22 protein-coding genes are annotated in these 23,704 nt (G+C 55.3%); 15 read left to right on the forward strand and 7 right to left on the reverse strand.

Annotated features, from left to right (window positions below; all coding sequences use genetic code 11):
* Together DWX75_RS04510 and DWX75_RS04515 are read right to left on the reverse strand one after the other, a co-directional pair.
* Nucleotides 1–87 (reverse strand): transposase (locus tag DWX75_RS04510; RefSeq protein WP_199497520.1); only part of this gene is annotated, 87 nt, incomplete at its 3' end.
* Nucleotides 88–247: 160 nt separating this feature from the next.
* Nucleotides 248–1,117, reverse strand: a complete 870-nt coding sequence (locus DWX75_RS04515) for an AraC family transcriptional regulator (protein ID WP_118015146.1) — start codon at nucleotides 1,115–1,117, stop codon at nucleotides 248–250.
* A 179-nt stretch (nucleotides 1,118–1,296) separates the two neighbouring features.
* Between DWX75_RS04515 and DWX75_RS04520 the strand changes: the two genes are divergently transcribed.
* On the forward strand, nucleotides 1,297–2,256 hold the full coding sequence (locus tag DWX75_RS04520) for a bile acid:sodium symporter family protein (RefSeq protein ID WP_118015147.1): 960 nt from the start codon (nucleotides 1,297–1,299) through the stop codon (nucleotides 2,254–2,256).
* A gap of 116 nt (nucleotides 2,257–2,372) precedes the next feature.
* Entirely contained in the window at nucleotides 2,373–3,365 is a 993-nt protein-coding gene (locus DWX75_RS04525; protein WP_118015148.1) for an asparaginase, read from the forward strand.
* Nucleotides 3,366–3,452: 87 nt separating this feature from the next.
* Here DWX75_RS04525 and trpS read toward each other — a convergent pair whose 3' ends face one another.
* Entirely contained in the window at nucleotides 3,453–4,460 is a 1,008-nt protein-coding gene (trpS, locus tag DWX75_RS04530; RefSeq protein ID WP_199497518.1) for a tryptophan--tRNA ligase, read from the reverse strand.
* A 442-nt stretch (nucleotides 4,461–4,902) separates the two neighbouring features.
* Here trpS and DWX75_RS12105 point away from each other — a divergent pair, with 442 nt between their 5' ends.
* Nucleotides 4,903–5,070: a hypothetical protein gene (locus DWX75_RS12105; RefSeq protein WP_199497519.1), complete on the forward strand. Its 168-nt coding sequence runs from the start codon at nucleotides 4,903–4,905 to the stop codon at nucleotides 5,068–5,070.
* Nucleotides 5,071–5,113: 43 nt separating this feature from the next.
* Here DWX75_RS12105 and DWX75_RS04540 read toward each other — a convergent pair whose 3' ends face one another.
* The 3 genes from DWX75_RS04540 to DWX75_RS04550 are packed head-to-tail and all read right to left on the reverse strand — an operon-like array spanning nucleotide 5,114 to nucleotide 8,648.
* On the reverse strand, nucleotides 5,114–6,877 hold the full coding sequence (locus DWX75_RS04540; RefSeq protein WP_233519468.1) for an NADH-dependent [FeFe] hydrogenase, group A6: 1,764 nt from the start codon (nucleotides 6,875–6,877) through the stop codon (nucleotides 5,114–5,116).
* Entirely contained in the window at nucleotides 6,874–8,127 is a 1,254-nt protein-coding gene (locus DWX75_RS04545; RefSeq protein ID WP_118015150.1) for an NADH-quinone oxidoreductase subunit F, read from the reverse strand. The genes DWX75_RS04540 and DWX75_RS04545 overlap by 4 nt, the downstream gene beginning before the upstream one ends.
* A 14-nt stretch (nucleotides 8,128–8,141) precedes the next feature.
* On the reverse strand, nucleotides 8,142–8,648 hold the full coding sequence (locus DWX75_RS04550) for an NAD(P)H-dependent oxidoreductase subunit E (protein ID WP_118015151.1): 507 nt from the start codon (nucleotides 8,646–8,648) through the stop codon (nucleotides 8,142–8,144).
* Nucleotides 8,649–8,843: 195 nt separating this feature from the next.
* Between DWX75_RS04550 and DWX75_RS04555 the strand changes: the two genes are divergently transcribed.
* The 9 genes from DWX75_RS04555 (at nucleotide 8,844) to DWX75_RS04595 (ending at nucleotide 18,818) form a co-directional block, all read left to right on the forward strand.
* Nucleotides 8,844–9,083, forward strand: coding sequence for a hypothetical protein (locus DWX75_RS04555; protein ID WP_118015152.1), 240 nt, complete (start codon nucleotides 8,844–8,846; stop codon nucleotides 9,081–9,083).
* A 186-nt stretch (nucleotides 9,084–9,269) separates the two neighbouring features.
* Nucleotides 9,270–10,685, forward strand: coding sequence for an ATP-binding protein (locus DWX75_RS04560; protein WP_118015168.1), 1,416 nt, complete (start codon nucleotides 9,270–9,272; stop codon nucleotides 10,683–10,685).
* On the forward strand, nucleotides 10,682–11,821 hold the full coding sequence (locus tag DWX75_RS04565) for a metallophosphoesterase (RefSeq protein WP_233519469.1): 1,140 nt from the start codon (nucleotides 10,682–10,684) through the stop codon (nucleotides 11,819–11,821). The genes DWX75_RS04560 and DWX75_RS04565 overlap by 4 nt, the downstream gene beginning before the upstream one ends.
* 31 nt (nucleotides 11,822–11,852) lie before the next feature.
* Nucleotides 11,853–12,272, forward strand: a complete 420-nt coding sequence (locus tag DWX75_RS04570; RefSeq protein WP_118015154.1) for a type II toxin-antitoxin system RelE/ParE family toxin — start codon at nucleotides 11,853–11,855, stop codon at nucleotides 12,270–12,272.
* Nucleotides 12,265–12,561 carry a DNA-binding transcriptional regulator gene (locus tag DWX75_RS04575; RefSeq protein ID WP_118015155.1) on the forward strand — a complete coding sequence of 99 codons (297 nt, stop codon included), beginning with the start codon at nucleotides 12,265–12,267 and terminating at the stop codon, nucleotides 12,559–12,561. The genes DWX75_RS04570 and DWX75_RS04575 overlap by 8 nt, the downstream gene beginning before the upstream one ends.
* Before the next feature lie 230 nt (nucleotides 12,562–12,791).
* Entirely contained in the window at nucleotides 12,792–14,147 is a 1,356-nt protein-coding gene (locus DWX75_RS04580; RefSeq protein WP_233519470.1) for a ShlB/FhaC/HecB family hemolysin secretion/activation protein, read from the forward strand.
* Between the two features lie 15 nt (nucleotides 14,148–14,162).
* Nucleotides 14,163–17,102, forward strand: coding sequence for a filamentous hemagglutinin N-terminal domain-containing protein (locus DWX75_RS04585; RefSeq protein ID WP_118015157.1), 2,940 nt, complete (start codon nucleotides 14,163–14,165; stop codon nucleotides 17,100–17,102).
* A gap of 182 nt (nucleotides 17,103–17,284) precedes the next feature.
* The gene (locus DWX75_RS04590; RefSeq protein WP_118015158.1) at nucleotides 17,285–18,049 is read left to right on the forward strand and encodes an SIMPL domain-containing protein; all 765 of its coding nucleotides are present in this window, start codon (nucleotides 17,285–17,287) and stop codon (nucleotides 18,047–18,049) included.
* On the forward strand, nucleotides 18,021–18,818 hold the full coding sequence (locus DWX75_RS04595) for a hypothetical protein (protein ID WP_147671528.1): 798 nt from the start codon (nucleotides 18,021–18,023) through the stop codon (nucleotides 18,816–18,818). Before DWX75_RS04590 ends, DWX75_RS04595 begins: the two co-directional genes overlap by 29 nt.
* A gap of 5 nt (nucleotides 18,819–18,823) precedes the next feature.
* Here the strand turns inward: DWX75_RS04595 and DWX75_RS04600 are convergent, their stop codons facing one another.
* The gene (locus DWX75_RS04600) at nucleotides 18,824–19,399 is read right to left on the reverse strand and encodes a hypothetical protein (RefSeq protein WP_118015160.1); all 576 of its coding nucleotides are present in this window, start codon (nucleotides 19,397–19,399) and stop codon (nucleotides 18,824–18,826) included.
* A 95-nt stretch (nucleotides 19,400–19,494) separates the two neighbouring features.
* Here DWX75_RS04600 and hydF point away from each other — a divergent pair, with 95 nt between their 5' ends.
* From hydF to DWX75_RS04615, 3 genes are all read left to right on the forward strand, one after another.
* Nucleotides 19,495–20,700 (forward strand): [FeFe] hydrogenase H-cluster maturation GTPase HydF, encoded by a 1,206-nt coding sequence (gene hydF, locus DWX75_RS04605; protein WP_233519471.1) that lies wholly within the window; start codon nucleotides 19,495–19,497, stop codon nucleotides 20,698–20,700.
* A gap of 89 nt (nucleotides 20,701–20,789) precedes the next feature.
* Nucleotides 20,790–21,668: a hypothetical protein gene (locus tag DWX75_RS04610; RefSeq protein WP_233519472.1), complete on the forward strand. Its 879-nt coding sequence runs from the start codon at nucleotides 20,790–20,792 to the stop codon at nucleotides 21,666–21,668.
* 65 nt (nucleotides 21,669–21,733) lie between these two features.
* On the forward strand, nucleotides 21,734–23,686 hold the full coding sequence (locus DWX75_RS04615) for a sigma 54-interacting transcriptional regulator (protein WP_118015161.1): 1,953 nt from the start codon (nucleotides 21,734–21,736) through the stop codon (nucleotides 23,684–23,686).
* Nucleotides 23,687–23,704 lie beyond the last annotated feature (18 nt).

Here is a 23,704-nt window from a genome sequence, read left to right on the forward strand (position 1 = left end):
TACTTTTCGACGATACTTAGGACAGAATACAATATGATATTTACAGGAATATACGATGTTACGGTTCGAATGATATACTCTGTTCATATTTGTATTATACTATACTTTTGTAGTTAATACAATGATTAAGAAGGAAAAAGTTGTCCGCCTTCAATTGCTTACGCAAATTCGGCGGACGCGCCTTATATCCCCAGCCCTAAAGGGCGGGGGGTTACGGCGCTTTCGATAAAAAAGTCCTGACGATGTGTCAGGATTTTTTTATTGACTTGATATCCGTAGCCTGCAGGTAGGGACTCTGCTGCTGCCGGCGGTAGGCGGTAGGCGTCATGCCGGCCTTGCGCAGGAAGGCGCGCTGGAAGGAATCGCTCTTGGCATAGCCGCACGAACAGGCAATCGATTCGACGGAGAAGGTCGTGGTCTGCAGCAGATGTTCCGCCTTGGTGAGGCGGCAGTTCTGGATGTACTCGTGGGGTGAGCAGTACAGGTAGCGCTTGAAGAGCGTCGTCACATAGCTGCGGTTGAGGTTCATGTAGTCTGCGAGATCCTGCACGGTGAACGGCTCCTCGAGATGGGTGCGGATGAAGTTTGTCATGTGGGAAATGTAGGTGTTGTTGTCGGCGGGCGGCAGCAGGTCGCGCTGTGCCTCGGCGAGCACGGAGAGGAACTGCATCAGCAGGCCGAGGCGGTAATAGCGGCCGGACAGCGTGAAGCTGTTGTGCGCGAGCATGTCCTGCACATAGGCGGCGAGTTTTGCGCCCTGCTCCTCGGTGCAGGCGTAGATCGGTCCGGCTTGGCTGAGTCCCAGAGAGGCGATGATCTGAGGAGCCCGGCTGCCGCTGAAGGCGACCCATATGTACGTCCAGGGTTCCTGCTCATCACTCTGATAGGTCGTCTGGTAATCCGGTTCAATCAGGAATCCCTGTCCCGCGTGCAAATGGTATGTATGCTGGTTGGCCTGGAATGTTCCCCTGCCCGCGAGGATGAAGTGAATCAGGTGATAGGAGCGCACGGCCGGCCCGTACTTATGGCCGGGGCCTGTAACAGAGTGTCCGAAGGTCGTCAGGAAGAGATCACTGTCCTCTTCCTGGGGCATGTTGAATGCCTGCATATCTTCCATGTCAATTCCTCCTGTTGTTGCGTTTTCTCTATTATATCATCTTCTTTTTGATCGGCTCAAATGGTAGCTGCTATCCTTTTTAAGAGGACAAATGCAAAATAAGTTTCGCAAATCCATTGACAACACCTTCATCTGGTTGTAATATTGTATACAATCTCATGGGAAAGGGGTTTGTCATTATGAGGTTTTTAGAGAAACTCAGCGCATTCATATCCAAGTACATGGCGGTCTTTGTCATTCTGGTCGCCGCGATTTCCCTGTTCCAGCCCTGGACGTTCAAGTGGGCCGCACCGAAGATCACGATCCTCCTGGGCATCGTCATGTTCGGCATGGGCACGACGCTGCGGCTGCGTGATTTCCGCCTGGTGTTCCAGCGCCCGAAGGATGTCCTCGTCGGTGCCCTGGCACAGTTCACGATTATGCCGGGCCTTGCCTGGCTGCTCGCCAAGGGCTTCAACCTGCCGCCGGAACTCGCAGCCGGCGTCATTCTCGTCGGCACCTGCCCGGGCGGCACGTCCTCGAACGTCATGACGTATCTGGCACGCGGCGATGTCGCCCTGTCCGTCTCGATGACGATGACGACGACCATTCTCGCACCAGTCGTTACGCCGCTCCTGACGTGGTGGCTCGCCGGTGCCTGGGTGGATATCTCCCTCTCGGCCATGATGCTGTCGATCGTGCAGGTCGTCATCGTGCCGATTGTCGGCGGTATCCTCGTCAACACGCTGTTCGGCAATTTCGTGCAGAAGTTCGTCAAGCTCCTGCCGCTCATCTCGGTTGTCGCCATCGTCCTGATCGTCGGTGGTGTCGTCTCGGTCAGCTCGCAGCGCATCATGGAAACGGGCGCGCTCATCATGCTCGTCGTCATGCTCCACAATCTGCTCGGCTATGCCCTGGGCTTTGGCGTAGCGAAGGCCCTGCACATGAATCTCGCCAAGTCGAAAGCCATCTCCATCGAGGTCGGCATGCAGAATTCCGGCCTGGCCACGTCGCTGGCCATGATGCATTTCGGTGCAGCCGCCGCTATCCCGGGTGCCATCTTCAGCGTATGGCACAACATCTCCGGCTCGCTTGCAGCCAACTATCTTGCCAGCCGCATGAGCAAGGAAGACAAAAAAGAAGTTGCAGAGGAAGTGTAACGCATCCCCTGTTGAAGAAGAGGTCCTGCGGGGCCTCTTTTTTGTGTTTATCGGGAGATTATGGTACAATGTGTCCATGAAGAGTAGACAATCTCGATCCGCAGGAGGGCTGAAGTATGAAGAAAAAACACATCCATATTCTTGCCACAGGTGGTACGATTGCCGGACAGGCTGCTTCGGAGACGGCCACGACGGGGTATCAGGCCGGTGCCATCGGCGTGGAGGAACTGCTGGCGGCCGTACCGGAGCTTCGTGACGTGGCGGAAGTTTCAGGCGAAACCATCGCCGCGATTGACAGCAAGGACATGACTTCGGAAATCTGGCTGCATCTGGCCGTGCGCACGCAGGAACTGCTGCAGCGGGATGATGTGGACGGCGTCGTCATCACGCACGGCACGGACACGCTCGAGGAGACGGCGTATTTCCTGCATCTGACGGTTCACAGCGACAAGCCGGTCGTGCTGACGGGAGCCATGCGCCCTGCCACGGCGCTGAGCGCCGACGGTCCGATGAACCTCCTGCAGGCCGTGCTGGTGGCAGCTGATCCCGAGGCCTGCGGCTGCGGCGTGCTGGTGGTCCTGAACGGGCGCATAGACGGTGCGCGCGAGGTGACGAAGATGCACACGACGGCGCTCGATACCTTCCAGTCGCCGGAAACGGGCGCTCTCGGCACCGTGCAGGACGGTCAGCCCGTCTTTTATCACATCCCGCTGCGTGCGCATACGGTGGACAGCGAATTTGCGGTCACGAGGCAGACGAAACTGCCGAAGGTGGCCATCCTGTACGGGCATGCCGACGATGACGGCTTTCTCGTCAAGGCCGCCTGCGAGGCCGGTGTTAAAGGTATCGTCTATGCGGGCATGGGTAACGGCAGCATTCCCTGGCCGGTTGTGCAGGAACTTACCAAGGCCGTCGGTCAGGGCGTCCTCGTCGTGCGCAGCACGCGCGGCGCAGCGGGACGCGTCGTATACGCGGAGGAAGTATACGAGGACTTCGCCTTTATCCCGAGTGATACGCTGAACCCGCAGAAGGCCCGCGTGCTTCTGCAGCTGGCACTTCTGCAGACACACAAGCACGAGGAGATTCGCGCAATGTTTGCACGCTACTGAGCGCGCAGCCAGTAAATCATCTTCAGACACAAAAAAGCCTGTCGCACCAGCGGCAGGCTTTTGTCGTCAACAGGATGACGGTATCTTTTATTTCTCGAGCAACAGGCCGACGCGTTTCTTGACCTTCGTCAGCGTCTTGCTGGCGATGTACGTAGCGCGCTCTGCGCCTTTCTTCATCTCTTCATCGAGGTAGGCGCGGTCCTGCATGAGGCGGGCAAAGTTCTCACGGATCGGACGCAGCTCGTCGGCAACGGCCTGGCCAACAACCGTCTTGAAATCGCCGTAGCCCTTGCCGGCAAATTCGGCTTCGATTTCTGCCATCGTCTTGCCCGTGACGGCCGAGTAGATGGTCATGAGGTTGCTGACGCCAGGTTTTGCCTCCGGGTCAAAGCGCACGCAGGCCTCGCTGTCCGTGACGGCGCTCTTGAACTTCTTGAGGATGGTCTTCTCGTCGTCTAGGATGGAGATCGTGGCCTTGGGGTTCGTATCGGACTTGCTCATCTTGCTCGTCGGATCCTGCAGGCTCATGACGCGCGCACCTGCCTTCGGGAAATAGCCCTCGGGCAGCTTGAACGTCTCGCCGTAGGCGTGGTTGAAGCGCGTCGCGACATCGCGCGTGAACTCGAGGTGCTGCGTCTGATCGGCGCCGACCGGCACGTAATCGGCCTGGTAGAGCAGGATGTCGCCGGCCATCAGGGCCGGATACGTGAAGAGGCCGGCATTGATATTGTCCGGATGCTTGGCCGATTTATCCTTGAACTGCGTCATGCGTGAGAGTTCGCCGAACTGTGAGCAGCAGTCCATGATCCAGCCCATCTCGGCATGGCATTTGTTGTGGCTCTGCACGAAGACGAGGCTCTTCTCGGGATCGATGCCGCAGGCGAGCAGCAGGGCAAAGGCCTCGCGCGTCTGCTGGCGACGCTTCTGCGGCTCGATGTGAATCGTCAGGGAATGGAGGTCGGCGATGAAGTAATAGCAGTTGTAATCCTCCTGCATCTGCTTCCAGCTGCGCACGGCGCCGAGGTAGTTGCCGAGCGTGAAGACGCCTGTGGGCTGGATGCCCGAGAGGATGATTTTCTTTGCTTCGTTTTCCATGATAAAGCTTCCTTTCTGTCTTTCGGCTGTCAGGAAAACAAAAGTCCCTGACAGTACAAGCTATACTGTCAGGGACGAAATCTTCGCGGTGCCACCCTGCTTCACGGACGAGCCGTGCACTTGCTGGAGCACAAACATGCTCCCGGCCACTCACGCGTGCCGTACGTCGCAGCCTACTGCGCAAAAGCGGTTCAGTGCGCCCTCAGCGATCCATTTGCCAGCTTGTCTGCCATCCGGCTCCCAGCAATCCCGGACTCTCTGTGCGCGCATGACTGACGTTATCTTCGCCTCAACGGTTTTTCAATATTGCTTTAAGGATACCACCGGCCTGTTGCCTTGTCAAGTTCTGGCAGCACCATGCCGAGAACTTATGATGGATGTCATTTCGCGCGTGATGCGCTATAATCAAGGCAGGAAAAATTGACAGGAAGGAGCGATATCCATGCTGCAAAGCGATAAGGTGAAAGAAGCGCTGGCGGCCGTCGAGGCATGCTGCGGCCACTGCGAGGTCTGTTCGCCGGACTGCCCGGTCTTCATCGCGCGCCGAGCCCTGCAGGGCCTGCTTGATGATTTGCTGGCTTACGAACAACAGGATGATACGGATGTATGAAAAAAGGGCCCTCGTCTGAGAGCCCTTTCTTCATGCGTTCATGTCAGAACTCATATTCTTTTTTCACGCGCTGATACGTCGTATGCAGCAGTTCATGCGCCTTGCCCTTGAGCGGTTCGCCGAGGAAATCGCGGTAGAGGACCTGGATGACGGGGTTCTCATGCGACTTGCGGATCGGGAGCTTGCGGTCAATCTCGTAGAGCGCGGCCATGCGCTTGCGGCGCACGGCATTCGTCGTGCCAATCGGCTGTCCGCCGCCGCCGATGCAGCCGCCGGGGCAGGCCATGACCTCGATGAAATCATAGGGGGAGGTGCCGTTCTGCACCTGCTCCATGAGGATGCGCGCATTGCGCAGCGTATGGGCCACGGCGACGCGGATCTTGCGGCCGCCGATATCGAGCGTACATTCCTTGATGCCCTTGACGCCGCGGACATCGTCGAAATCCAGGCGCTCGAGCGTCTTGCCTGTCATCTTTTCGCAGACCGTGCGCAGCGCCGCTTCCATGACGCCGCCCGTCGTGCCGAATATCGCGCCGGCGCCCGAAGCCGTGCCGAGCGGGCTGTCGAAATCCGTCTCCGGCAGATGGTCGAAGGAGAGGCCGACGTACTTGATGAGCTTGATGAGCTCGCGCGTTGTCAGCACGATATCGACATCCTGCATGCCGTCGCGGCCCATCTCCCTGCGCGCGGCCTCGTACTTCTTGGCTGTGCAGGGCATGATGGAAACCGTGACGATGTCGTGCACATCGATGCCGGCCTGCTGCGGATAATACGTCTTGGCAATGGCACCGAACATGCTCATCGGGGACTTCGCCGAGGAAAGATGCGGGATGCAGTCGCCGAAATGCTTTTCGACGTAATTGACCCAGCCCGGGCTGCAGGAGGTCAGCATCGGCAGGACCCCGCCGTTCTGCAGGCGGTCCATGAATTCCGCGCCTTCCTCCATGATCGTGAGGTCCGCGCCGAAATTCGTATCGAAGACCTTGTCGAAACCGAGCAGGCGCAGCGCCGTGACCATCTGGCCCGTCACGATGGCACCGGGCTCCATGCCAAACGCATCGCCGAGCGCGACGCGCACCGACGGCGCGACCTGCACGATGACGTGTTTCTTGGGATCCTGCAGCGCGTCGAGCACCTTCTCCGTATCGTCCTTCTCGACGATGGCGCCCGTCGGGCAGACGAGGCTGCACTGGCCGCAGAGGATGCAGTCCGTCTGTTCCATCGGCTTGTTGTAGGCCGTCGTCACGACGATGTCGCTGCTGCGGCCGGCGTACGTGAGCGCCGCGATGCCCTGGACATCCTTGCAGGCGCGGATGCAGCGGCCGCAGCGGATGCATTTCGACGGGTCACGCACAATGGCCGGATTCGTCACGATGCGCGGCTGCTCCTTGTAGACGGAGGGCAGCGATGAATGCTGGATGTTGAAGCGGCTGCAGAGGCGCTGCAGATCGCAGTTCTGGTTGCGCGGACAGGACAGGCAGTCCTTGTGATGGTTGGCCAGCATGAGCTGGAGCAGGGACACCTGCGTGTCGCGCACAATCTGCGTATCGGTGTGGACCTCCATGCCTTCCCAGACCTCCGTCGAGCAGGCCGCGAGCAGGCGGCGCTTGCCGACGACCTCGACGGAGCACAGGCGGCAGTGGGCCTTGATGCGCTGGTCCTCGTGATAGCAGAGATGCGGGATGTCGATGCCGAGTTTCTGCGCAGCCTGCATGATCTTCGTGCCCTTGGGCACTTCGAGGGGGATATTGTTGATGGTCAGATGGACCATGGGAATTTCATTCTGCTGTTGTTGTTCATTGCTCATGCTACTGGTCCTCCCACTTCAAAAACTTCCGGGAATACCCGCATGGCAGAGCGCAGGGTATTCTGTGCCGTCTCACCGAGGCCGCAGAGCGACGACATGCTCATGACGCGGGCAATCTTTGCCATGATGGCGATATCCGTGGGCGTAGCCGTGCCCGCCGCCATCTTGTCGAGGATGATCTTGATGTGCAGATTGCCCTCGCGGCACGGCGTGCACTGGCCGCAGCTCTCCTCGGAGAAAAACTCCTGGTTCATGCGCAGGAAATCGAGCACGCTCGTGCGCTCGTCGATGACGAGCAACGCACCGGACCCGACCATGACGCCGGCCGCGCGCAAATCCTCATACGTATACGGCGTGTCGAGAATGGAGGCATCGGCGACCTTTCCGGAAGCCCCGCCGAACTGGATCAGGCGGATGGCGCGGTCGCGCTGAACGCCGCCGGCCAGTCCGTAGATGATTTCGCGCACCGTCATGCCAAACGGAATCTCGAAGGCTCCCGGATGATTGACATTGCCGGCCACGCTGATCATCTTCGTGCCGATGGAATCGCCCTGGCCGCATGAAGCATAGAAGCCCTCCGTATCCATGAGCAGATGCGGTACGATTGAAAGGCTCTCGACATTGTTGAGGCAGGTCGGGCGCGCAAACACGCCGCTGACCTTGATGAAAGGCGGCTTCATGCGCGGGCGGCCTGCCTTGCCCTCGATGGAGCGGATGAGAGCCGTGCCCTCGCCGCAGACATAGGCGCCGGCGCCGGAATAGAGGTGGATGTTGAAATCGAAGCCCTTGCCCAGGATGTTCGTGCCGAGAAAGCCGTAATTCTTCGCCTGGCGGATGGCATTCAGCAGCAGCGGACGGAAGCAGGCGTACTCGGCGCGCATGTAGATGTAGCCGTCAGTAGCACCGACGACGTAGCCCGCAATGATCATGGCCTCGATGAGGTTGAAGGGATCGTGCTCGATGAGCTCTCTGTCCTTGAACGTCGTCGTCTCGCCCTCATCGGCGTTGCAGATGACGACCTTGCGCTCGCCGACCACGGCACGCGCCTGGCTCCACTTGCGCCCGAGCTCGTACTCGGCGCCGCCGCGGCCACGCACCTTCACCGATGAAATGAGATTTGTGATCTCCTTCGGGTCAGTGTTGACGGCTTTGCGCAGTGCTTCAAAGCCGCCGATGCTCATATACGAGCCAATCGAGGAAGTATCGTAACGGCCAAAATTCTTGGTCAGGAAATGTACAGGTTCAGTCATGATCTTCCTCCTCCTCAAGGCAGCGAACGCAGCAGCTGTTCGATCTTATCTTTCGTATCGAGATGATCGTACACGTGGCCGTTGATGCGCACGGCCGGTGCGCGGTCGCAGGCGCCGATGCAGGTGACCTTCTCCAGTGTGAAGCGGCCATCATACGTCGTTTCGCCGAGCTTGATGTCCAAAAGATTCTGCAGCGTCTCGATCAGGCGGTGCGAGTCAATGACATTGACGCGGCAGGCCGGCGAGCAGCAGACCTGGATTGGATACTTGGCGCGGGGGACGGGGGAAAGTTCACTGTAGAACTTCAGGCAGTCGAAAACATTCGTGACGCGCATGTCCAGCCGGTTGGCAATGTAGTAAGCCGTCGGCTCGGGAACGTAATGGCGTTCATTCAGGTCCTGCACCTCGAGCAGGATCCCGACAATCTGCGTGGGGTCGTAGTTGTGAGATTCCAGCACGAGGTCAATCCGCTCCTGCAATTCCTTGTCGAGCGGATATTCCTTTGTTTGTGCGGTCAGCATGGGAAGCCTCCTTTATACGAATATGCGAGACAATAATACACATGAATAACAGATACGTATATTATATCGTAGTTCATGTCAAAAATAAATGAAAATATAAGATGGACATATGGTGGAATAGCTTACAATTTTGTGGTATAATTTAATTGCTCGAGGATGGCTTGTAAAGAAGACCAAAACCATGGGGGGATTATCATGGCAATCAAGAACATTGAAATGGATCGTCGTGACAGTGCGAGTTATCGCAAGTTATTGAAACGAGGTGGATTCCTTTCTGCAAGTTACTTGTCGGTCAGTGGCTTTGATGTCATTCAGCTCAAGAAACTGGCCCAGCGCGGCGAACTCGATGCAGTACGCTGTGCGATTGGCAAATCCATCCGCTGGTATTACCGGGAACGGCAGGCGGAAGCAGCTCATCTTCGTGGTTTAGCCTGAATACGGCTGAGAATTTTCACGGACCGGATCACCGGTCTATTTTTTTGCCTTTTTGAAACGAATACGTTAAGAATACGTTGATGGACATATGATTCATAAGGTATAATTTAATAAGATATAATTTACTAAATTGTAAATTACTAAATCAGTTCAATCGATACTGTTCTGTCAGAGAGGGGGGAGTACATGTTTGTCGGACGCAAAAAGGAACTGGCGGCCATGCAGAGCCGGTATCAGCGGCAAGGGTATGAATGCTTCATTATCTACGGGCGGCGACGTGTCGGAAAGACGGCTTTGATACGTCATTTCATCAAGGGAAAGAACGCGGTTTTCTTCACGGGCATGGAAACGACCATGCAGGAAAATCTTGAGAACCTGAGTCAATGCATCTATGATGCCCAGGGGGGTGATGGCAAGGCTCCGGTTTTTGCGAGCTTCCAGGATGCGCTGGATGCCATCACTTCACGGGCACGCCAGGAGAAACTGATCTTGGTCATCGATGAATATCCGTATCTTGCCAAGTCTTATCCGGGGATTTCATCGCTGCTCCAGGTCCAGATCGATCATGTCTGGAAGCAGATGGACATCAAGCTGATCCTCTGTGGTTCGTCGATGAGTTTTATGGAAAAGCAGGTGCTTGGACACCAAAGTCCGCTCTTTGGACGCAGGACGGCCCAGATTAAACTGCAGCCGTTCACGATTTTTGAGACACAGGACTTTTTCCCTGCCGTCGAACCGGAAAAGCTGGCCGTGCTCTACGGGATCACGGGCGGGATTCCGCTTTACCTGCAGCAAATGCATGGTGACTGGAGTATTGAGGAGAATATCAAGGAGAATTTCCTCAACCCTATGTCCTACCTTTTTGAGGAACCGTCCAATTTATTGAAGCAGGAAGTCCGAGAGCCAGCGACGTATAATGCCATAATCCAGGCCGTTGCCAACGGCAGTACGAAGATTAGCCAGATTGCGATGAAGACTGGCCTGGAAGTCAGTGCCTGTGCTGCGTTCCTCAAGAATCTCATGGATCTCGGCATCATCCAGAAAGAGCATCCGCTGGGGGAACCTCGTTCGCGTAAGAGTCTTTATCGCATCCAGGACAATATGTTCCGCTTCTGGTATCGGTTTGTTCCGCAGCATTACTCTCAGATTCAGAACGGGATGGGAGATCTTGCCTTCCGACGCATCGAACCGTACCTGCCGGATTTCATGGGGCAGGTTTTTGAAACCATCTGTCTGCAATGGCTTTGGCGGGAGAATGCGGCGGGACGCCTGCCCCTGCTTTTTGATGAAGTTGGGCGCTGGTGGGGGACGGACCCGCGCCGGCGGCAGCAGACCGAGCTGGACATCCTGGCACAAAATGCAGAACGCGAGATGTTATTCGGTGAATGCAAGTGGCGCAATGAACCACTTGATGTGGATATTCTCGATTTGCTTTATTATCGCAGTGAGCTGTTCCCTGCGGCTAAAAAGAATTATATCCTGTTTTCAAAGCGAAGTTTTTCCGTACGATGCCAGAAAAAAGCGGAGCAGGATTCCCGTGTATTGCTTATGGATTTTCCGCACATGCTGGAGATTCCTTCGAAGCAAGGTGTTTTGAGGTGATTGGTTTGACCTGGCTCACATTGATTGTCATAACGTTTCTGGCGGTGTTGTTCTTTTTCCTGATCTGGCCGATGCGCTACCTGCTGACGGGCAGGAAACTCCTCTATGCCCGCCTGGCTGTCCTGGCATTCGATATCATCGCGATTGCCTGGTTCGTGCTCCATGTGGCGCGCTACCATCAGATAAGCGGCAATGCCTTCTTGCTCGAGCTCATCGTCGCATTCGTTCTCGCACAGCTCATCGGCAGTGTCTTCGTGATGCTGGCCGTCCTTGTCCGCTGCCTGTGGCGCCGCATGATGGCCGTGCCCGTCGACGAGAGCCGGCGCCGGCTGCTCAGCAAAGCCGCCGTCTATCCCGCTGCCGCGGCGGGACTGAGCCTCTACGGCAGCTTCGTCGAGCGCGATTCCCTGGTTGAACGCTCCTACGACATTCCCGTGCATCACCTGGCCGAAGACGGCTACCGCATCGCACAGCTCAGCGACATCCATCTGGGCGCCTTCTTTTCTGTGGCTGACCTTGAAACGCTCCTGCAGCGTGCGGCTGCCGCGAAGCCCAACCTTCTGGCCATCACCGGCGACCTCTTTGACGACAACGCACAGAACCATCAGGCCGCCAGACTGCTCGAACGCTACATCGATGCATTTCCCGACGGCATTTGGTACTGCCTCGGCAACCACGAGCACTTCCGCGGCGTGACAGCCATCCTCGAAGACCTCGCGCACACGCGCGTGCAGGTCCTCGTCAACGAATGCCGCCAGATCCCCGGCCGCAGCATCTTTCTCGCCGGCGTCGACTACCCGATGGACCGGCCGCACTTCGCGGACCTCAGCAAAGAATACATGGAAGAAGCCCTGGAAAAACTGCCAACAGGCGCACCGACCGTGCTCCTCGCGCATCACCCCGACTTCATCGACCTCGCCGCCGAACGCGCGATCGCCCTGACGCTCTCCGGCCACACTCACGGCGGCCAGTTCGGCATCCTCGGCCTGCCGCTGTTCCCCGTGTTCAAGTACACGCGGGGCATGGTACAGAAAGGCGAGTCCTATGGCTACGTCCACTGTGGCAACGGCAGCTGGTTCCCCTGCCGCATCGGTTGCCCGCCGGAAATCGCCTATTTCAATTTGCGGGCGGTTTGATCGTCTGCCAGAGGAATGAAGCTTTTTATCATTGAATATTTTTCTTGTCAATAGTACGTCATTGGCGTATAATAAACGTATGAAAAAAGAAATAATACCGCAAGTCATTGTAGAAACTCAACCATATCAACGAGCCGTCCAACGTGTTTGGGATAGTTCAACTCAGATGGAATTTAAGACTTTTATTGGGCTGAATCCCGAAGCCGGTGATATCATCCCCGGAACAGGTGGTATAAGGAAAGTTCGTTGGCAAGGATCCGGGCATGGAAAGCGAGGTGGCGTTCGCATCATCTATTATGTGTACAATGAACACTACCCTATCTATTTGCTGTATGCATATCCTAAAAATGTGCAAGTAAATTTATCTGAAGACGAGAAAAAGATTTTTACGAAGGTAACGGAGCAGTTAAAGGCTGTTTTCCGTCAGAAGGATGGTGAGTACCATGAATAAAAATATGTCAATGGAAGCATCGGAAATCTTGGAGGGATTGCAGGAAGCGTTGAACGATGCGAAGGGAATGCCGGTAAAAGGAGTGAAAAAAACAATTGTTTATCGTGTAAATCCCAAGAATGTACGTGAGAGCTTACATATGTCGCAACAGGAATTTTCTGCTGCTTTTGGTATTCCGCTTGCAACACTGAGAAACTGGGAACAGGGCAGACGAAAGATAGATGCGACGGCATCTTCATATTTAAAGGCCATCATGAAGTATCCAAAAGAAATCATGGCTGCTCAATGATAAGAAAAAACATAAGTAAGTATTTTCAAATCCGCTGTTTATGCAGCGGATTTTTTCATACAAATGTTCTTTTGTCGGAATAAATAAGCAAAATGTCTTGCGGGGGGGGGGGGACATTTATAGTAAACTTAAGTTTAGCAACCATTAATCAAATCATAAACAAACCTTAATGTATTTGAAAAAGTTTTGTTTTTGATGCGAATGGGAAATTCTGAGAGAGGATGTTTTGCATGAATCAAAAGAAAGTGGCAATGCTGGCTGTCGCTGCCGGCTTGGGGATGGCTACTGTTTCTGGAGTGCTTGCGCCAACGGGGACTTCGGCTGCTCCTGTGATGGAGGTTTCCTCCGTGACGATTGAGGGGAATCAGCATTGGAGCGAGGGCATGATCCGTCGCATGGTTCCATCGCTCAAGGAATCGCAAATCGATGTGTCGGAGCTGTCGAGAGAGTTGCAGCTGGTCAATGACACGAACGCAGCCAAACTTGATGCGGATTTCCAGCGCCAGGCAGATGGCCGTTATCATCTGGTGGTTTCCGTCAAGGAGAACAAAGCGGAGCATGTGGCTGTCAACGTCAACAATTCCGGTGATGATTATACGGGCGACTGGCGCATGAGCACGTCTTATACGAACAACAACCTGACGGGCCGTGCCGATAACCTCGGTGTTGCTTACGTTACGTCGCCGGGTCATTGGGACGATGTCAAGCAGGCTGCTGTTGTTTACCGCGCTCTCCTGCCACAGCATGGCGACAGTGCGTATTTCACGTACAGCTATTCTGATGTTGACCTCGGCCAGATTGCCAACTTCGGCGGACTCGGCATCAGTGCGACGGGCCGCGGCCATACGCTCGGTGCACATTACCAGCATAATTTCAAATATACGCAGGCCCGCAAGAATTTCATGGATGTTGGACTGGATTACAAGCATTACAACAATGCCCAGGACTATCGTTATGCTGGCCAGAACCTCCTGCATGACGGCGTGGACTTTGAGGTTACGACGGCTTCGGCTTCCTACGTCGATATCATTCGCCGCGACCATGATTTCTTTGCCTGGAGTCTTGGCTATACGGGCAACATCAACGGCAATCAGGAGAAGTTTAATGAATACCGTTATGGCAGTGATAAGCAGTTCAACCTGCTCAAGGCCAGCTTCAATTATCAGTGCCGCATTCCGTCCGACTGGATCTTCGGCCTGCGCATGAACGGCCAGTACACAAAGGACAATGTCGTGACGACGGAGCAGATCGGTGCAGGCGGCATGACGAGCATCCGCGGCTTCAAGGAGCGTGTGGCAAGTGCTGATAAGGGTTATGTCGGCAGTTTCGAGATTTACACGCCGGAATTTGCAAAACATCAGCGTTTCGTAATCTTCAACGACTTCGGCCGTCTCGTCAACAACAACAGTTATAACGGTGAGCTCACGAGCGAGAATCTTGCCAGCTATGGCCTCGGCTACAATTACTACGATAAGGACAATGGCTGGTTTGGCACGCTGAGCTATGCCAAGATTTATGACGACCTCGACAGCTACCAGAGCCATGCCCATCGTCCATGGCAGGTCAGCCTGACGAAACAGTTCTAAGGGGGATTGAGCAATATGAAGTGGAGTTTCAACCATAAATCAAGAAAAGCCTTTCTGACGGCAGCCATCTGCCTGGCTCTGTCGCAGAGTGTCTTTGCCATGCCGACGGGCGGCGACGTCAAAATGGGTAATATTACGGGCATTACGGATGGCACAATAGCATCTGGTGGTACCATCAATGTGAATGGCTCGGGCCTTATTGACTGGAATGCATTCAATATTGCGAATGGTGAATCTTTAAAGTATGCTTTTTCGAATCCAGGCACGCTTATTAACCATGTTACAGGTGAAGAGATGTCACAGATTCTTGGTACGTTGTCGAGTACGGGTAATGGCAATCTCTGGCTTATCAATCCTAACGGCATTTTGATTGGTCAGAATGCACATATCGATACCAGCTCTCTCGTTTTATCGACGCTGAATGCAAGTGATGAGATGCTGAAAGGCTTCTTGAATGGTAATGATTTGAGCCTTACGGGTACGGATGCGTCAAAGGGCATTGAGATTCGGAGCGATGCGACAATCAATGTCGAGAATGCACTGAATATGCTGGGCGGTCATATCCAGATTGCAGATAATGTTACGGTAAGCAGTGCAAAAGCCGATTCTATAACGATGTCGATTGCTGCTGCCAACCAGGCAACCTTTGAAAAGGGCAGTTCGATAGATGGAGCAACGGATATTTCTACAGGCCGCGGCAATACTCTTGCGTTGGGGAAAGCGACGTTTGACATCAAAAATCCTTCTTCGGATGTTTATTTCATTGGTCATGATGTTTCTGTTGATGGAACGAAAATTAATCTTACTTCGGAGACGGATAAGAACAGCACAGCTCTCGACATCATTGCAGCAAATCATCTTGGTTATCAAAAAATTGAAAATGATGATGAAAACGGCGTATTGGATATCGATGGGAGCAATACGTTATCCGTGAATGGTGCAGATCTTACAGCGAATTACATGGGGCTGGTTGGCGGGAAAACCACAGTGGATCAGTCAAATCTGACGCTTTCAAAGACGACGGATCAGGTTGTAGAAGGCACGGTCATGCCGTATATGAGGATTGCTGCGTTGAATGGTAAGGGCGTTATCCTCGATGATGTCAAAGGCGATGTAAAGAATGCAGCGAACACCGATACAACACTTTTAAGTATCAAGGACTCTAATCTGACATCGAATGAGAATATTGCCCTTTGGGGTGGCTCTGTCGAATTAACGAATACGAACCTGAGAACGGCTGCGGAAACAAATGATAAAGCGAATAACATCGACATTGAAGCCTTCCGAAGCCTTGGCGATGATACGATGACGACGGATTCGTTCAACACGGTCAAGGTGACGGGCGGCAGCATGGAATCCGGTGCTGATATTCTCGTACAGGGCTCTAGCGTTGCGTTCGATGGCGTCAAGGACGTGAAGGCGAAGGAGGGGATCTTCCTTATCGGCGGCAAGCAGTTTAAATCGCAAGATGACGATGTGGAACTGACCAATAATTCGGCTGCCAATGCCGTTTCGGTAAACGATACGACTATGAATACGTCTGAAGCTATGGCTCTTATCGGTGGCAAGGTTGATGTGACGAATTCCAACCTGACGGCAAGAGACCTTGAGGTTACAGCTGGCCAGAATTATACGAATGAGGGCAATGCCATTACGGGAACGGATGCAACAAATATCTCAGTAAGTGGTTCGACCATTAAGTCAGCAGGAGATGTAACGTTCTTTGGGGCCAATGTTGATTTGACCAAAAATAATATTACGGTCGGTACGCCAGGTGATAAGGAGTATGCAGCAAATGGTGTTGTTCGCCTTGCCGCCGGTAAAGATATAAAGCTGGCTGGTACAGATGACAAGGGCTATGTAGTCAGTGAAGTCGATGGCACGGGCAATCTCAGTATGACGGACGTCAATCTCCAGGCACAGGGCAATGTCATTGGCTTTGGCAAGAATATAACGGTCCAGAAATCGACTCTTAGCACGACGAATGATCAGGATATTTCTCTCAATGCGATGAACTACTATAAGCGTATTGACGGCGATTCGGATACGTGGACGGCTGATAAGGATAATATCATGAAAGTCCTCGATACGAAGCTCATGAATCAGGGACTTATTGAGCTGAGTGCAGGCAACGTTACCGTGGATCAATCCGAATTGACGGCTACGGGTGAAGAAGGATTTGTCCTTGTTTCTGCACGTCAGACGTATACGGATTCGGATGATGGTGCTTATGTTAATACGGCAACTTCTGGCATGGACGTCCATATCAAGGACACGAATCTCAATGGTGAGAATGGTGTCATGGCTGTAGGCAATACGGTGACGATAGATGGCCAGTCTTCTGCCAAGAGCTCGAATCTGAAGGTGTTCTTTGGCACAGGTTCTAAAGTCGAGATGACGGATGACAGCCTTAAGGGCAATGGTGCAGATGTCAATATCGGCAAGGATGTCGTTTATGATGCCAATAATACGTTGTTTGCGCCGGGCAAGAAAATCATTGAGACGAAACCTGCGGATAAGCCAATTGTGACGCCGGATCCGAAGCCGGCTGTCGATATTGAGAAGAATATCGAGCAGGGCAAGCAGGATATGACGAAGGCTCTGGCCGATGATCCGGACCAGACCGTTGCCGCTGCCAAACAGCAGGCTGAGAAGCTCAGCAACAGCAATATGACGGCTGAGGAGAAGGCTGCACAGTTCAAGGGCTATGCAGATGCCATTCAGGAAACGCAGGCAACTGCTGAGGAGAAGCAGGACCTTATCAAGGAAACGGTCAAGAGCTTCGAGCCGACGCAGCAGGCTGGTCTGGAAGCACAGAACAAGCAGGATGAAGCAGCGCAGAATCAGAACGCCAAGGCTGTCATCCCCGATGTTGTGGTCAAGACGGATTCTCCGGCCGCTCATGAACATGTAGCAGCTGAGGTTACCGTTGATGGTCAGGCCGTTCATGAATAAAAACGATTTATTGCTGTGACGGGATTGTTCGCTGCAATATCGTTTTCCCGTTGTTATGATATGACCCCCATGGATTGGAGCTTCCAGTTCATGGGGGTCATTGCATGTTGTCGTTTCCTGAGCGACCATGAGGAATCCCTCCTGTGATAGACTGATTTTAGTTCAACACGGGAGGGATTTTTATGGGATTTGGAGAAATGAAACAAGAACATACGTTGAAGGTTGTCGGGCATGGCAAGGTGATGCTGATGCCGGATGAGGTGGAGATTGTCTTTTTCCTGCAGCAGACGGACAAGTCGTTTGCGAAGGCGCAGCAGGACGTCAAGGCCCGGTTCTCGCAGCTGGAGCAGATGGTGCTTGATTTCGGTTTGCCGCGGACGGCGCTGCAGATGCTGGCGTTCGAGACGGGCAAAGCGATGGAGCATGGTTTTTTCCGTTATAAGATGAAGGGCTACTCGTGCTATTGTGAGGCGAAGCTCGTCTTTGAGCTGAACCGCGGGCTTCTGGAGCAGATTTTGCTGAAGCTCACGGCGAGCGTGGAGGAGATGCCGTACCGGATCCGGTATCGTCTGCGCGATGAGACAATCGAGCAGGCGAATCTGCTGGGGCTGGCTGCTGCCGATGCGCGCCGCAAAGCCGGTCAGCTGGCCGAGGGGCTCGGGACGAAGCTCGGCGAGATCGTCAACGTGGAATACAACAGGACGCAGAAGCTGGAGCTGCCGCGCTATGTGGCGGATCATCACAGTTTTACGCGCTTCGAGGGTGTGATGGATATGATCATGCCCTGGGAGGATGATAAGGTTGTGGTGGATGAACGTCGATGTGAGGACGGCGAGAAGCCGAAGCACGAAGGCGCGGAGGGCAGTTATGTGCCGCAGCTGATCCAGCTGGAAGCCGATGTGAAAGTGGAGTGGTCGTTTGCCGAACGATGTACATGTGTTAATTGAAGAAAAAGAAATTTTCCTGGAGCTGGGGCTTTCCTGGTGGGGCTGCCTGATCCTTTTGGGCGTATTGGCGGTAATCATCGGCATGGTGTGTTGTTATCGCCATTGGAAGCGCAAAGTTCAGAAGCAAAAGGCGTTACGGGGAAAAAATGGATCGGACCTTTCTGACCTTATGTGTGAAGCCGAGCAGAAGCCTGGTAAGGGTTCGCCTTCTTCCGTAATGGAAGCGCCTGCGCCGGATTCGCCGATGAACAGCTTGAGAAAGCGATTCTCACATTTCATGGATGTAGTCATGCCTTGGGAAGAGGATGATGCAGAGGCCAATAACAGCAAGCCGCGAAAGGCAACGGAAAGCCCTAAGCTTATTATGGTGGCGGAACGACGCAAGGTGCCATCGTATCGGGACCTGCCGCCGGAGCTTGCTGAGGAGCTGTTGAAGCCACGGGAGGATTTTCGGTCGCTGCTGTTTCGCTATCTGAACCGTTCGGGACGCACGAATCCCGAGATCTATCGGGCGGCGGGCATGGACCGCAAGCTTTTCTCGGCTATCTGTACGAAGCCGCATTACCAGCCGAGCCGGGGCACGGTCATCCGGCTGGCACTGGCTTTGGAACTGACGCTGCCGGAGGCCATGGAGTTTATGGAGCGCGCGGGATACGCGTTTTCGGCTGCGCGTCCCGGGGATCTCGTGGTGACATATTACATCAGCCGCGGCATTTACGATGTCATGATAATAGAAGATGCTCTCTACGAGATTGGAGAGCATCTTTGAGTACCTCAATGTAAATCTTTTTTGTTCGGTGCATGGGGAATGTCCAGCGGGACTTCCTGGACGGCACAGGCATCCTGGCGCATGGCGTCTGATGTCTTGTCTGCCCAGATCCGCTGGACTTTTTTGATGAAGGTTTCCTGGGAGAGCGGGTGCTGTTCGTGGCGGGTGATGTGCTTTTGAAGGACGGCGAGGAATTTGTCATTGAGCTTGACGTCTCGCTGGGCGAGCAGGATCTGCAGGCTGGTATCGACGAGGTAGAGGTGCAGGATGCCGTCTTTTAGACTCTCGGCCTTGGGCAGGAGCTCGGGCTTCAGGGCGCCGAAGGAGAGCGGCGCGTCGCCCCAGCCTTTCTTGAAGATGCCGTCGATCTGGTAGAGCAGGAAGAGCACACCGTCTTGCTCGTACAGGGCGAATTCCATCTTGCCCGTGCGGAAGGCTTCGCGCGCGATGACGTCCGTGTGGGAGAGCTGCAGGATGAACATGGCGCCGTTGGCGTCAAGCTGAAACATGCCGCCATCGGCCTGTGTCCTGATGGGCAGAGGAAATTTCTGCCCGACTTCGAAACTGGTATAATCGTTCATGATATGCCTCCGAATCATTCGTGTTTATGATGATTTAATCTGGTATTATTGTAGCATATGTGGTAAGGTGATGTCATGGACAGGAGGGATGCAATGTGAGTCTCAATGATACGCCGCGCGCGATGCGGCTGCATATCGGTTTGTTCGGCCGCCGCAATAGCGGCAAGTCGTCGCTCGTCAATGCCCTGACGGGACAGCAGGTGGCGACGGTTTCCGCGGTGCCGGGCACGACGACGGATCCCGTGTATAAATCGATGGAGATCCATGGCATCGGGCCGGTGGTCTTTGTTGATACGGCCGGCTTCGATGATGAGGGGACCCTGGGCGAGCTGCGCGTGGACAAGACGCGGCAGGCGGCCAAGGCGACGGATATCGCGCTCGTGCTGTTTACGGATGAGGATATGGAGCAGGAGCTTCGCTGGCTGGCACATTTTCGCCAGCGGGAGATTCCGGCCCTTGCGGTGCTGAGCCGCATGGATGAGCGCGGCGAGGCAGGTGAGAGGCTGGCACGGCGCATCGAGGCGAAAACCGGACAGCCGGTCCTGCGCGTCAGTGCCACGGAGCGTCAGGGGCTGGAGCTGCTGCGCGAAGAGATCATGCGTGCGCTGCCCGAGGATTACCGGGAGCGCACGATCACGGGCGGCGTCGTGGCGGAAGGCCGTCATGTGCTGCTCGTGATGCCGCAGGATATCCAGGCGCCGAAGGGGAGACTGATCCTGCCGCAGGTCCAGACGCTGCGGGAGCTCCTCGACAGGAAGTGCCTCGTGTCGAGCTGCACGACGGACCGCCTGCCGGCGATGCTGGCTGCCTTGCGCGAGGCGCCGGATCTCGTCATCACGGATTCGCAGGCGTTTCGCATCGTGCATGATACGCTGCCGGAGGGGACGCCTTTGACGTCATTTTCGGTGCTGTTCGCCGCGTACAAGGGGGACATCGATTTCTTTGTGCAGGGGGCTGAGGCGCTGCTGCAGCTGCCGGGAGATGCCCGCATCCTCATCGCGGAGGCCTGCACGCACAAGCCCTTGCAGGAGGATATTGGCCGCGTAAAACTGCCGCGCCTGCTGCGCAGGCGTTTTGGCGATGCCCTGGACATACGGATCGTATCGGGCCGCGATTTCCCGCAGGATCTCGCGCCGTATGATCTTGTCATCCACTGCGGTGCCTGCATGTTCAACCGCCAGTATGTCCTGAGCCGCGTGTCCGCCTGCCGGGCACAGGGGGTCCCGATGACGAATTACGGGGTGGCGATTGCGGCGCTTTTGGGCATCCTGCCGGATGTACGTTTGCCGCATGAAATGTGAGGATTCTTGCCGAATCTTACGGAAACAGGTAGAATAGAAAGAAAGGTAACAGTGTGTTCGTGATGTTTTGCGTGAAATGAGGTGTCTCTATGTTCAAGATTTTCCGCATGGCAGCCGCATTCCTGCTGCTGACCGCTCTTTTTGTCGTACCGATGGGGACGGCAAGTGCCGATGGCTGGTACTGGCTGAATTCCGACAGCAAGTACAGCAAGTATTTTGACCCGTCTTCCGTCGTGGTCACGCACAGTGCCGCGACGAGTCACGGTACCGTGCCGACGGAGATCGCTGCTTGGACCAAGACGACGTACAGTTATGAAGGGGCTCAGGAGACGATTGAGAATTATGGCCTGAGTGCGCTGATCCCGGATCCCGCGCAGCTCTCGTACAGTCTGGCGGAGGTCGTAATCAATCCGCAGAACCGTACCGTGCAGTATCGGAAAGAGGATTTCTACGATCTGCAGGGCAAGGTCATCTGGTCCAAGACGGATGGCCGCGTCAAGGAGATCACGAGCCAGCAGTTCGATGAATCGTTCTATACGGCCATTGTCGACAGTGTCTTCGGTCAGGGCGAGGTGGCGCGCAGCAGCGCCGCGGACCGCTGGATCACGCTGTGGGAGAATACTTCGGTGGACGGTGTCACGACGCATGTGACGGCCGATACGACGACGATGCGCATGAAGGGATCGAATATGATTGTCTGGCAGTGGGCGGAGACGAAGGACGCCAACGGCAATGTATCGCAGATCGTCTTCATGAAGAAGGCCGTCAATCTGCCGCAGGGCACGGAGCGCACGGTGCGTGCGGAACGCTGGACGCCGCAGGATGGCTGGCAGGAGCTTGAAAGCACGCTCGACGGCGCTTACCGCATGATTGTCGCAGACAGCCCGGCTTATCAGGGGCTGGAGGTCCTGCGCGCCTATGCGAAGGAGCATTCGGAGTGGGTCAACCGCTACAGCATCGGGCTTTGACAGGAAAATAGCAGGCGTACGGGTACAGATCTTTGCTGCTCTGTACCCGTTTTTGGAGGTATTTTATGCAGGCACCTATCTTGATCGTGGCTCCGTTCCGGAAACTGGCGGAGGATATTGAGCTCGTCATTGCGGAGCAGTTCCCCAAGCAGAAGAAGCTGTTCCGAGTGGTGGAAGCCGACTTGGAGGACGCCAGGAAATTGTTGGAAAAGAATACGGGCGATGCCATCAAGGTGATCGTGAGCCGCGGCGGCACGGCACGGCTGCTGACTTCGGCGGCGGATCTGCCCGTCGTGCGCATCCAGGTTTCGGTCATGGATGTGATGCAGGCGGTCCTCCAGGTATCGGAACGCGGCTCCGTGCATAAAATCGGCATTTCCGGGTTTGACAACATGGTCTACGGCTGTGAGGAGATCGAGAAGATTCTCGACATGCATTTCATTGAGTTCGTGATCCGCGGGGAAGAGGAAGCCGAAGCAAAGATCCAGGAAGCCATCCGGCAGGGGGTGGATGTCCTGGTCGGCGACGCCGTTTCGGTGCGTGTGGCCAAGAAATACGGCCTGAAGGCCAAGGTGATTGAGTCGGGCAAACAGGCCATCCTGCAGGCCCTGCAGGAAGCCGTGCTCATTTCCCGTGTCGTGCAGCAGGACGAAGTCAAGTCGCGCATGCTGAGTTCCGTCATCAACAAATCGCAGGATGGCATCGTGGCCGTGGACGGCGAGGGTAAGATCATCCTCTTCAATCCGGAGGCCGAGCTGATCTTTCACCGCGTCCGCTATGAGGTCATGGGCAAGCCGCTCGCGGAATTCTGCAGCAGTCTGACGGGCCGGCAGCTCCATACGGCCGGCGAAATCATGGCGGATGTCTATGGCAAGCAGATGCTGGTCAAGATTTCACCCATTCAGAATGGCAGTTCCGGCTTTACGATCTATACGCTGCAGCAGGTATCCGAGGTCCAGCGTCTCGAACAGAGCATCCGCAAGAAGCTCATGGCGAAGGGCCTGACGGCCAAGTACCGCATGGAGGATGTGATTGGCCGTTCCCGGGCCTGCCAGAATATGAAGAACAAGGCCGCACGCTATGCCCTGACGGATTCCACGATCTTGATAACGGGTGAGTCGGGCACCGGCAAGGAGATGCTCGTGCAGGGCATCCACAACATGAGCCAGCGCGCGTCGGGGCCGTTTGTCGCCGTCAACTGCGCGGCTCTGCCGGAGAATCTGCTGGAATCCGAATTGTTCGGTTACGTGGATGGTGCGTTTACCGGGGCGCGCAAGGGCGGCCGCCAGGGTGTGTTTGAGATGGCGCATGGCGGCACGCTTTTCCTCGACGAGATCGGCGAGATGCCGATTTCGCTGCAGTCGCGACTGCTTCGTGTCCTGCAGGAGCGCGAGGTCATGCCGCTGGGCAGCGAGAGCATCATCCCTGTCGATGTGCGTGTCATCGCGGCGACGAACCAGAATCTTGCCGATATGGTGGCAAAGGGCGAGTTCCGGCAGGACCTGTATTACCGTCTGAATATCCTGCGCATCCACATGCCGACGCTGGCGGAGCGGCGCGAGGATATCCCGCTGCTCGCGCGCTCGATGATGAAGAAGATGCAGAAGCTCAACCCGCAGCTGACGGTTCTGACGGATGCAGCGGCGGATTTCCTGCAGCAGCTGCCCTGGCCGGGCAATATCCGCCAGCTTGCGAATATGATTGAGCGCATCATGCTGCTGACGGACGGCACGGAAATCGACCGGGCGGATATCCAGGCGGCCTGCGAGGATGATGTCGAGATTCGGCCGTTCCACCGGAGCAGCCAGGCCGTGCCTGCTGCGCAGCTGACGGAAGCGGCGGAGCATGAGGAGGAGAACGGCCACGTCCTCCAGAGCGTGGAGGAGGAGACGATGTACCGCGTGCTGCAGGAAGAAGGCTACAACTACAGCCGCGCAGCTAAGCGGCTCGGGATCCATCGCACGACGCTGTGGCGCAAGATGAAGAAATACCAGCACAAGTCAACTACCCGCGACTGAAGTCGCGAGCTTGAGGGA

It is taken from the genome of Mitsuokella sp. AF21-1AC, from assembly GCF_003458855.1.
Classification (GTDB): domain Bacteria; phylum Bacillota; class Negativicutes; order Selenomonadales; family Selenomonadaceae; genus Mitsuokella.